The sequence below is a fragment of the Pseudomonas sp. P135 genome (assembly GCF_020312125.1).
Lineage (GTDB): Bacteria > Pseudomonadota > Gammaproteobacteria > Pseudomonadales > Pseudomonadaceae > Aquipseudomonas > Aquipseudomonas fragariae.
In genome coordinates, this window is the sequence record NZ_JAGPYR010000023.1 from 71,166 (window position 1) to 82,264 (window position 11,099).

Sequence of the window (11,099 nt, forward strand, 5' to 3'; positions counted from 1 at the left end):
TCTCTAACGTAGCGACTTTTGTACGTTACCCCTCCAGGAGCTTGCCCATGGCCTCGCCAGCCCTTCGTCATTTTCTACCCCGATTCGGCGCTGCCGCTGCTGCGGCGAGCTTCCTGAGCCTTGCCGGCTGCCAGTTGGGCGGCAACGATCCCGAGACCGTGCTGCCTGTTTCCGGGACGTTCCCGCTCAAGGGGCTGGCGCAGAACGTTTCCGTGCGCCGCAACAACATGGGCATGCCGCTGATAGAAAGCAGCAGCTACCACGATGCGCTGTTCACGCTGGGCTACGTTCATGCCGGTGATCGAATCAGTCAGATGCTCGGCATGCGCCTGCTGGCGCAGGGCCGTTTGTCGGAAATGGCCGGCGCGGATGCGCTGGACGTCGACCGCCTGATGCGCTCGGTCAACCTCAAGCAGAATGCCAGCGACCTGTACAACGCCGCTTCGCCGCGTTTGAAACGCTTCTTCGATGTCTATGCGCGCGGCGTGAACGCCTACCTGTTCCGTTATCGCGACAAGCTGCCTGCCGATATCGCCAGCTCGGGCTACAAGCCGGAATACTGGAAGCCGGAAGACTCGGCGCTGATCTTCAGCCTGCTCAACTTCAGCCTGTCGGTCAACCTGCAGGAGGAGCTGTCGGCGCTGGTCCTGGCGCAGAAAGTCAGCGCGGACAAGCTCGCCTGGCTACTGCCGACCTACCCTGACGAAGAATTACCATTTGCCGAAGCCGACAAGCTCAAGGGCCTGAACCTGAACAATCAGGTCACCGGCCTGAGCGATCTGAACAGGATCGCCCTGCAGCTCTCGGACCTGAACATGCTCGGCGTCGCGGCCTCCAGCAACTGGGCCATCGCGCCACAACGCAGTCGCAACGGCAAAAGTCTGCTGGCCAGTGACATGCAACTGCCCGCCGGGCTCAATTCTGCCTGGAGCTTCGTGCAGATCCGTGCACCGAAATACCAGGTGTCCGGTGTCACCATCGCCGGTATGCCACTGGTACTCAGCGGTTTCAACGGCAAACTGGCGTGGAGCATGAGCAACGTCAAGGGCGACAATCAGGATCTGTTTCTGGAGAAGATCAAGCGCGAAGGCAACCGCGTTTCCTACATGGTTGACGGCAAATGGCTGCCAGCGGCGGCCCATCAGGAAACCTTTCTGGTCAAGGGCGGCAGCCCGCTGCGTGAAACCGTGTACGAAACCCGCCACGGCGCGCTGCTCAACGCCTCTGCAACCCCGCCCGGCAACGGTTTGAGCCTGGCGCTGCAAGTCCCGAACTTCAAGGATGACAAGAGCCTGGATGCGTTCTTCGATCTGTCCCGTGCACCTAACGTCGAGAAAGCCTTCGACACCAGCCGCGAGATTCGGGCGATCACCCTGAACATGATCTTTGCCGACGCCTCGAACATTGGCTGGCAGGTCACTGGCCGCTTCCCGAACCGCCGCGAAGGCCAGGGCCTGCTGCCTTCGCCGGGCTGGGATGGCAAGTACGACTGGGACGGTTTTGCCGACTCGATGCTTCATCCCTATGATCAGGACCCGCGCCAAGGCTGGCTCGCCGCAGCCAATCAGCGCACGATTCCGAAAGGCTACGGCATGCAGCTCTCCAACTCGTGGGGCTACCCGGAGCGCGCCGAGCGAATTGCCGAACTGGCCAACGGGGGCAAGCAGGACCTGCGCAGCACCATCGCCATGCAATACGACCAGACCACGACGTTCGCCGCCAAGCTCAAGAGCATGTTTCAGGCGCCCGGCATGAGCAAGCCGCTCAAGCAGGCCGTTGATGCCCTGCCCGAAGCCGATCGCAACAAGGCCCGTGAAGCGTTCACGCGCCTGATGGCGTTTGACGGCAAGCTCAGTGCTACCTCGGCTGATGCGGCGCTGTACGAGCTGTTTCTGCAGGAAAGCGCCAAGCAGATTTTCCTTGATGAGTTGGGTCCGGAGACCAGCCCTGCCTGGCAGGCACTGGTCGCCAACGCCAGTTCATCCTACTCGCCACAGGCCGACCACTTGCTGGGGCGCGATGACAGCCCCTATTGGGATGACGTCAAAACCCCGCAGAAGGAAGACAAACCGGCCATCCTCGCGCGCAGTCTGGCGGCCGCCATCACCAGCGGCGACAGCCTGTTGGGCAGCGATCACAAGGCCTGGCAATGGGGCAAGCTGCACCGTGACAACTGGGCCTTGACCAGCCCGCTGGCCAAGCAGTTGGGTGGCGGCGAGTTCAACCGGGGCGCCACGCCAGCGGGCGGTGATCACACGACGCTGAACGTATCCGGCTTCGAGTGGGGCAAGGGCTTCGACACCCGCATGGCACCGGGTCTGCGCATGATCGTAGACTTCAGCCTGGTCGAACCGATGACCGGCCTGATCAGCACCGGCCAGTCCGGCAACCCGGCCAGCCCGTACTACGCCAACAGCATCGAGCCGTGGCAGAAAGGCCAGTACCAGTCGATTCCGGTGCAACAACAGAACTACGAAAAGGGCTACGGCAAACAGCGCCTGACGCTGACGCCGGGCAAGTAAGCGCCGAAAACCGGACGCAGAGGGAGCATGGGCACGATGGTGTTCTTCAGTACACCTATCGTTCCCACGCTCCAGCGTGGTCATGCAGTTCGTGACGCTCCGCGTCACACAGTTCTGCGATTCAGTGAGATTCAGGCTCGGCTTGAGTCATCAATGTCCGGGAGAAACACCATCGTGCATAAAAGCGCTTTTCTGTCGCGATGGCACTGACGACGCAGAGTGCGACGTAAGTGACGGCTGAGTCCTGGCGCTGATCCGGGGGTAGCCTGGCAGGACGCCAGGCTAGCCGCACCGGGCCATGGAGGGCCCGTTGCGGCGACCCCCGGATCAGTGACAGGTCGAAGGAACCCGACGAAGTCGGGCCGGAAACCGGAGCGAGGGGGTTTGCCTACTTTGGCCCCATCAAAGTAGGTCGCCGAGGGGCGAAAAGGTGACCTGAGCCGAACATCAACCCACCTGACATCGCAGAACCCCTGTGTGACGCGGAGCGTCACGAACGGCATTCCCACGCGGAGCATGGGAACGATAGTCAGAGGCGAAAAGGTGACCTTGAGTCGAGCCCTGATTCACCTGCTGTCGCGCCTCACACTCCGCAGCGCTCACGCAAACTCCCCGAACTTCCAGATCCTTCCCGGCTCATAGCTAACAAGCCCATCCATACGGTTGCCCCATGGATCTTGTCGTTGCGCGCCCCGAAGGTTTGTACTGCCCACCCGGTGATTTCTATATCGATCCATGGCGTCCTGTCGAACGCGCCGTCATCACCCATGCGCATGGCGATCATGCCCGCACGGGCAACGAGCATTACCTGTCAGCCGCCAGTGGCGAGGGTATTCTGCGTTCGCGCCTTGGGCAGGACATCAATCTGCAGACTCTGGAGTACGGCGAAACCATCACCCATCACGGGGTGAAACTGAGCCTGCATCCGGCCGGGCATGTACTGGGGTCGGCGCAAGTGCGACTGGAGTACCAAGGCGAGGTCTGGGTTGCTTCCGGCGATTACAAAGTCGAGCCGGACGGCACCTGTGCGGCCTTCGAACCGGTGCGCTGCCATACCTTTATCACCGAATCGACCTTCGGCCTGCCGATCTATCGCTGGGCGCCGCAGGCGCAGATCTTCGAAGGTATCAACCAGTGGTGGCGTGCCAATGCAGCCCAGGGCAAGGCCAGCGTGTTGTTCGCCTACTCGTTCGGCAAGGCCCAGCGCATCCTCCACGGCATTGACGCGCAGATCGGACCGATTCTGGTCCACGGCGCCGTCGAGCCGCTGAACCGCGTGTATCGCGAGGGCGGCATCTACATCCCGGAAACCCAATACGCCGGCGATTTCAAAAAGACCGATCCCGCGCTGCGCCAGGCGTTGATCCTTGCCCCGCCTTCAGCGGGTGGCAGCAGCTGGATGAAGCGCTTTGGCGAATACAGCGATGCGTTTGCCAGCGGCTGGATGATGCTGCGCGGCACACGACGCCGGCGCGGTGTGGACCGCGGTTTTGTGCTGTCCGATCACGCCGACTGGCCGGGCCTGCTGTGGGCTGTCGAACAGACCGGTGCCGAACGCGTCATGGTGACCCACGGCTCGGTCGGCATACTGGTGCGTTACCTGCGTGAACTGGGTCTCGACGCACAGGGCTTCAGCACCGAATACGGCGATGAAGAAGACAGCAACCCGGCAGCCGGCGAACCCGAGGCGGCAGGCACGGGTGAGGCTCAGTCATGAAAGCCTTTGCTGAACTCTACGCACAGCTGGACGCGACCACTTCCAGCAACGCCAAACTCGCCGCAATGCGCGACTACTTCGAAAAGGCGGCAGCAGAGGACGCCGCCTGGGCGGTGTACTTTCTGTCAGGCGGCCGCCCACGGCAATTGGTGCCGACCCGTGTGCTGCGCGAACAGGCCATGACCCTGGCAAGTCTGCCGGAATGGCTGTTCGAAGAGAGCTATCAGGCGGTCGGCGACCTGGCGGAAACCCTGTCGCTGTTACTGCCCCAGGCCGACCACAGTAATGACGAAGGCCTGGCCACGTGGATGGAAGACAAGCTGTTGCCATTGCGCGGCCTGCCGCCTGAAGAACTTGCCGAGCGGCTGCCGATGTTCTGGTCGCAGTTGGACCGCAGCAGTCTGATGGTCTGCATCAAGCTGATCACCGGCAGTTTCCGGGTCGGCGTGTCGAAGCTGCTGGTCACCCGTGCGCTGGCGGCGCTGGCAGATATCGACAGCAAACGCGTCGCACAACGGCTGGTGGGCTACACCGATCTATCGCACAGGCCCAGCGCCGAACGCTATTTGAAGCTGATCGCGCCGGAATCCGAGGATGAGCACGCCCAACGCGGCGGCCAGCCCTACCCGTTTTTTCTCGCCCACTCCCTGCAACAGCCCGCCGATCAGTTTGAGGCGTTGCTCGGTCCGGCGCAGAACTGGCAGGTGGAATGGAAGTGGGACGGCATTCGCGCGCAACTGGTCAAACGCGACGGGCGCTTGTGGATCTGGTCACGCGGCGAAGAACTGGTGACCGACCGTTTTCCGGAGCTGCACAGCCTGGTGCAGTGCCTGCCGGACGGCACGGTGATCGACGGCGAAATCGTGGTCTGGAAAGCCCCCGATGCGAACCCCGATGCCGATGCGGAGTTTGCCTTGAACAGCGATGCTCCTGCGGCAGCGCCTTCGGTCCAACCGTTCGCCCTGCTGCAACAGCGCATAGGCCGGAAGACGCTGGGCAAAAAGATTCTTGCCGACGTTCCGGTCGTGGTGCTCGCCTATGACCTGCTGGAGTGGCAAGGCGATGACTGGCGCAGCCGCCCGCAACATGAACGCCGCTCGCAACTGGAAGCCTTGATCGAAACCTGCAAGAGCGAGGTGCTGATGCCCTCCCCGGTGCTCAGCGGCAAGGATTGGCTCGACCTGGCCACCCAGCGCGAAGCCTCCCGCAGCCTGGGCGTCGAGGGCATGATGCTCAAGGCTCGCGACTCGCTGTATGGCGTCGGTCGCACCAAGGACATGGGGGTGTGGTGGAAATGGAAAATCGACCCGTTCAGTGTCGATGCCGTGCTGATTTACGCGCAACGCGGTCACGGACGACGCGCCAGCCTGTACAGCGACTACACCTTTGCGGTGTGGGATGGCCCGCCCGAAGCCAGTGAACGCACGCTGGTGCCGTTCGCCAAGGCCTACTCGGGGCTGACCGATGAAGAAATGCGCAAGGTCGACGCCATCGTTCGAAAGACGACGGTGGAGAAATTCGGGCCGGTCAGCAGCGTAACGCCGACGCTGGTGTTCGAGCTGGGCTTTGAAGGCATCGCCCTGTCGAAGCGCCACAAGAGCGGCATCGCGGTGCGTTTCCCGCGCATGCTGCGCTGGCGCCAGGACAAGCCCGTCGCCGAAGCCGACAGTCTGGCGACGCTGCAGGACCTGCTGAACTAGAGCACCAAAAAGGCGCACGCCAAATAGCGTGCACCTTTTTGAAACACCGGAGAACGAATCATCCCGCCTCCCTGCAGGAAACTTCCTGATTCGTTACCAATCTTCCGCTCTGTATCACCTGACACCGCACCTTGCGTAGGACCGGGCGATGAACACCAACCCTGTAAGCGCGCATGGGCGGCCAATTGCCAGCCGTATATATGAAATAGCGACAACCCCTTATATTTCAAACGCACGTTCGTTCCTCTGGTTCGGAAATTGCTAACCAATGCCTATCTGGCACTTGCCGGTAGCACGCTTCGCGTATTCCCAACGCCCCATTTAAGGTTTTAAGGACTGAACAATGAAAAAAGCATGGCTGACTCTTTCTGCACTGGCTCTGTGCATCGCCGCCGGTAACACCATGGCCAAGGAATACAAGGAACTGCGCTTCGGCGTCGATCCATCTTATGCACCGTTCGAATCCAAAGCAGCCGACGGCAGCCTGGTCGGCTTCGATATCGATCTGGGCAACGCAATCTGCAAAGAGCTGAAAGTCAAATGCAAATGGATCGAAAGCGACTTCGACGGCATGATCCCCGGCCTCAAGGCACGCAAATTCGACGGCGTTATCTCCTCGATGACCGTGACCCCTGCTCGCGAAAAAGTCATCGACTTCTCCAACGAGCTGTTCTCCGGCCCGACCTCGCTGGTGTTCAAGAAAGGTGCAGGCTTTACTGCCGACCCGGCCAGCCTGAAAGGCAAGACCGTGGGCTATGAGCAAGGCACCATTCAGGAAGCCTACGCCAAGGCGGTACTGGACAAGGCCGGTATCTCCACCAAGGCCTATGCCAACCAGGATCAGGTTTACTCCGACCTGACCTCGGGCCGTCTCGACGCCTCGATCCAGGACATGCTGCAGGCCGAACTGGGCTTCCTGAAATCGCCAGCCGGTGCTGACTACGAAGTCAGCAAGCCTATCGACAGCGAACTGCTGCCAGCCAAAACCGCCATCGGCATTGCCCAGGGCAACAAGGAACTCAAGGCGTTGCTGGACAAAGGCATCGAGGCGATGCACAAAGACGGCACCTACGCTGAAATCCAGAAAAAACACTTTGGCGACCTGAACCTCTACAGCGGTAAATAACACCCCGACGCCCATCGATTTCGGCGATCATTCGTCGCCCGATCGGTGGGCGTTTTTGTTGGTAACAAGGCCTATCCATGCTCGATGCACTCATGCAAAACCTGGGACTCTCGGCATTCAGCCTGAAGGGCTTTGGCCCGCTGTTGCTGGAAGGCACCTGGATGACCGTCAAACTGGCTGTGCTGTCGCTTGCGCTGAGCATTTTGCTCGGACTGATAGGGGCCAGCGCCAAACTGTCGAGCTCTGCGCTGCTGCGCGTGCCGACGCAAATTTACACGACACTGATCCGCGGTGTTCCGGACCTGGTGTTGATGCTGCTGATTTTCTACAGCCTGCAAACCTGGCTCACCATGCTGACCGACGCGATGGAATGGGAATACATCGAGATCAACCCGTTCGGCGCAGGCGTCATCACGCTGGGCTTCATCTATGGTGCGTACTTCACCGAGACCTTTCGCGGCGCGATTCTGTCCGTGCCTCGCGGTCAGGTGGAAGCAGCGACGGCCTATGGATTGAAACGCGGCCAGCGCTTTCGTTACGTTGTGTTCCCGCAGATGATGCGTTACGCGCTGCCGGGTATCGGCAACAACTGGCAGGTGCTGCTCAAGGCGACTGCGCTGGTATCGATCATCGGCCTGGCTGACCTGGTCAAGGCGTCACAGGATGCGGGCAAGAGCACCTATCAGCTGTTCTACTTTCTGGTGCTGGCAGCATTGATCTACCTGCTGATCACCAGCGCCTCGAACTTCGCCCTGCGTTGGGCTGAGCGGTATTACGCCGCAGGCAGCCGGGAGGCACAGCGATGATCGAATTGCTGCAGGAATACTGGAAACCCTTCCTTTATACAGATGGCGTCAACGTCACCGGCCTGGCGATGACCATGTGGCTGCTCAGCGCCTCCATCGCTATCGGCTTCTGCGTGTCGATCCCGCTGTCGATTGCGCGGGTGTCGAGAAACCGCTGGGTGCGCTGGCCGGTGCAGTTCTACACCTACCTGTTTCGCGGCACGCCCCTCTATATACAGCTGCTGATCTGCTACACCGGCATTTACAGCCTTGCCGCGGTGCGTGAACAGCCGATGCTCGATGCGTTCTTTCGCGATGCGATGAACTGCACGATCCTGGCCTTCACGCTGAACACCTGCGCCTACACCACGGAGATCTTTGCCGGGGCGATCCGCAGCATGGCCCACGGCGAAGTCGAAGCGGCCAAGGCCTACGGCCTGACCGGCTGGAAACTTTATGCCTACGTGATCATGCCGTCGGTGTTACGCCGTTCGCTGCCGTATTACAGCAACGAAGTAATACTGATGCTGCACTCGACCACTGTGGCCTTTACCGCTACGGTGCCGGACATCCTGAAAGTCGCGCGGGATGCCAACTCTGCGACCTTCATGACCTTCCAGTCCTTCGGTATCGCCGCCGTGATGTACCTGACCGTGACGTTCATTCTGGTCGGGCTGTTCCGCCTTGCCGAACGCCGCTGGCTGACCTTTCTCGGCCCGGCCCATTAATCAGGACTGAACATGCGCCATCACACCCATGACTTGCTGTCGCCAGTGCCCGGCACTGGCCGGCAAATCCACAGCTTCCATTACGGGCCGCAAAACGGCGCCGGCAAAGTCTATATCCAGGCATCGCTGCATGCCGACGAGCTACCGGGCATGCTGGTGGCCTGGTACCTGAAGCAGCGTCTGGCCGAACTGGAAAACGCCGGTCGTCTGTTGGGCGAAATCGTTGTGGTGCCCGTCGCCAATCCGATCGGTCTGGAACAGGTGCTGATGGACACCCCGCTGGGCCGCTACGAGCTGGAAAGCGGGCAGAACTTCAATCGCGGGTTCAGCGACCTCGGCACTCAGGTCGGTGATGACATCGAAACCCGACTGACTAACGACGCAGAGCACAACCGCGCGCTGGTAAGGGACAGCCTGCTGGCGGCGCTGAATGCCGTACCGGCGACCACCCAGCTGCAATCGCTACGCCTGACCCTGCAGCGCCTGGCCTGCGATGCCGACATGGTGCTGGACCTGCACTGTGATTTCGAGTCGGTCGAGCACCTGTACACCACGCCCGAAGCCTGGCCGAAAGTCGAACCGTTATCACGCTACCTGGGCGCGCAAGCCAGCCTGCTGGCGACCGACTCAGGCGGGCAGTCGTTCGATGAGTGCTTCACCCTGGTCTGGTGGCAATTGCAGCAACGCTTTGGCGAGCGCTTTCCGATTCCCATGGGCAGCTTTTCAGTGACCCTGGAGCTGCGCGGGCAAGCCGATGTCAACCATGCGCTGGCCAGCCGCGACTGTCAGGCGATCATTCATTACCTGATCGATGCCGGCATCATTGACGGCGATCTGCAGCCGCTGCCCGAATTGCTCTACCCCGCTACGCCACTGGCAGCGGTCGAACCGGTGTCTACGCCGGTCGGCGGCCTGCTGGTGTTCTGCGCGATGCCCGGCGAACACGTCGAAGCCGGCCAGCTGATTGCCGAGGTCATCGACCCGATCAGCGACACCGTGACCTGCATCCATGCCCTCAACGCAGGCCTGCTGTATGCGCGTTCCCTGCGCCGCATGGCGACTGCCGGCATGGTCATTGCGCACATCGCCGGTACCCACGCCTATCGCAGCGGCTATCTACTTTCTCCTTGAGGACCTGTCATGTACAAACTGACCATCGATGGCCTGCACAAAAGCTATGGCGACAACCACGTGCTCAAAGGCGTATCGCTCAAGGCCAGCAGCGGTGACGTCATCTGTCTGATCGGCGCCAGTGGCTCCGGCAAGAGTACCTTTTTGCGCTGCATCAATTTTCTCGAACAACCCAGTGACGGGGCGATGAGCCTGGATGGCAAGCAAGTGCGCATGGTCAGCGACAAGGACGGTATGCGCGTTGCCGACCCGGATGAGCTGCAGCGTATCCGCACGCGGCTGGCGATGGTGTTTCAGCACTTCAACCTGTGGGCGCACATGACCGTGCTGGAAAACATCACCATGGCGCCGCGCCGGGTGCTGGGCGTGCCCAAGGCCGAAGCCGAGGCTCGCGCGCGCAAATACCTGGAAAAGGTCGGTCTGCCGGAGCGTGTCGCCGATCAGTATCCTGCGTTTCTTTCCGGTGGTCAGCAGCAGCGCGTGGCCATCGCCCGTGCGCTGGCGATGGAGCCGGAAATCATGCTCTTCGACGAGCCTACATCCGCGCTGGACCCGGAGCTGGTCGGTGAAGTGCTGAAGGTCATTCAAGGCCTGGCTGAAGAAGGCCGGACAATGATTCTGGTCACCCACGAAATGGGCTTTGCGCGCAAGGTGGCGAGCCAGGTGGTATTCCTGCACCAGGGCCAGATCGAAGAATCCGGCCATCCGGATGAAGTCCTCAACAACCCGAAAAGCGAGCGTTTGCAGCAGTTCTTGAGCGGCAATCTGAAGTAGCACGGATTGCTGCGTACACACGTCTGGATCCCCCCTCAAATCTCGTTCCCACGCTCAAGCGTGGAAGACGCTCTACGTCATCAAGAGGACGCAGAGCGTCCAGAACGGCATGCCGACGCGGAGCATCGGCACGATGGTGTTATCCCTGACGACTATCGTTCCTCACGCTCCAGCATGGGAATGCATTTCATGACGCTCCGCGTCATCAAGAGGACGCAGAGCGTCCAGAACGGCATGCCGACGCAGAGCATCGGCACGATGGTGTTATTCCTGACGACTATCGTTCCTCACGCTCCAGCGTGGGAACGCACTTCGTGACGCTCCGCGTCATCAAGAGGACGCAGAGCGTCCAGACCGGCATGCCCGACGCAGAGCATCGGCACGATGGTGTTACCCCTGACAACTATCGTTCCTCACGCTCCAGCATGGGAATGCACTTCGTGACGCTCCGCGTCATCAAGAGGACGCAGAGCGTCCAGAACGGCATGCCGACGCAGAGCATCGGCACGATGGTGTTATTCCTGACGACTATCGTTCCTCACGCTCTGGTGTGACCCCCGAAGGTTGGACAATTATCCACCTACGCTGCCTTGGCGGCCTGCATTCTGTATTCCAC

The 11,099-nt window shown here is 60.9% G+C and carries 8 protein-coding genes; all 8 read left to right on the forward strand.

Going from position 1 to position 11,099, the window contains the following annotated elements; translation table 11 throughout:
* Positions 1–47 precede the first annotated feature (47 nt).
* The 8 genes from KBY08_RS24035 (at position 48) to KBY08_RS24070 (ending at position 10,483) form a co-directional block, all read left to right on the forward strand.
* Complete coding sequence (locus KBY08_RS24035) at positions 48–2,522, forward strand: penicillin acylase family protein (protein ID WP_111522723.1); 2,475 nt, start codon at positions 48–50, stop codon at positions 2,520–2,522.
* A gap of 670 nt (positions 2,523–3,192) precedes the next feature.
* The gene (locus KBY08_RS24040; RefSeq protein WP_003402302.1) at positions 3,193–4,239 is read left to right on the forward strand and encodes a ligase-associated DNA damage response exonuclease; all 1,047 of its coding nucleotides are present in this window, start codon (positions 3,193–3,195) and stop codon (positions 4,237–4,239) included.
* Complete coding sequence (locus KBY08_RS24045; protein ID WP_111522725.1) at positions 4,236–5,939, forward strand: ATP-dependent DNA ligase; 1,704 nt, start codon at positions 4,236–4,238, stop codon at positions 5,937–5,939. Before KBY08_RS24040 ends, KBY08_RS24045 begins: the two co-directional genes overlap by 4 nt.
* A 343-nt stretch (positions 5,940–6,282) precedes the next feature.
* Positions 6,283–7,065, forward strand: a complete 783-nt coding sequence (locus tag KBY08_RS24050) for a transporter substrate-binding domain-containing protein (RefSeq protein WP_225651285.1) — start codon at positions 6,283–6,285, stop codon at positions 7,063–7,065.
* A 77-nt stretch (positions 7,066–7,142) separates the two neighbouring features.
* A complete protein-coding gene (locus tag KBY08_RS24055) occupies positions 7,143–7,871 on the forward strand; it encodes an ABC transporter permease (protein WP_225651286.1) in 729 nt (242 codons plus the stop codon).
* Positions 7,868–8,578 (forward strand): ABC transporter permease, encoded by a 711-nt coding sequence (locus KBY08_RS24060; protein ID WP_111522726.1) that lies wholly within the window; start codon positions 7,868–7,870, stop codon positions 8,576–8,578. Before KBY08_RS24055 ends, KBY08_RS24060 begins: the two co-directional genes overlap by 4 nt.
* A 12-nt stretch (positions 8,579–8,590) precedes the next feature.
* Complete coding sequence (locus KBY08_RS24065) at positions 8,591–9,709, forward strand: succinylglutamate desuccinylase/aspartoacylase family protein (RefSeq protein WP_111522727.1); 1,119 nt, start codon at positions 8,591–8,593, stop codon at positions 9,707–9,709.
* A gap of 9 nt (positions 9,710–9,718) precedes the next feature.
* The gene (locus tag KBY08_RS24070; RefSeq protein ID WP_003412889.1) at positions 9,719–10,483 is read left to right on the forward strand and encodes an ABC transporter ATP-binding protein; all 765 of its coding nucleotides are present in this window, start codon (positions 9,719–9,721) and stop codon (positions 10,481–10,483) included.
* The last annotated feature ends 616 nt before the right edge of the window (positions 10,484–11,099 follow it).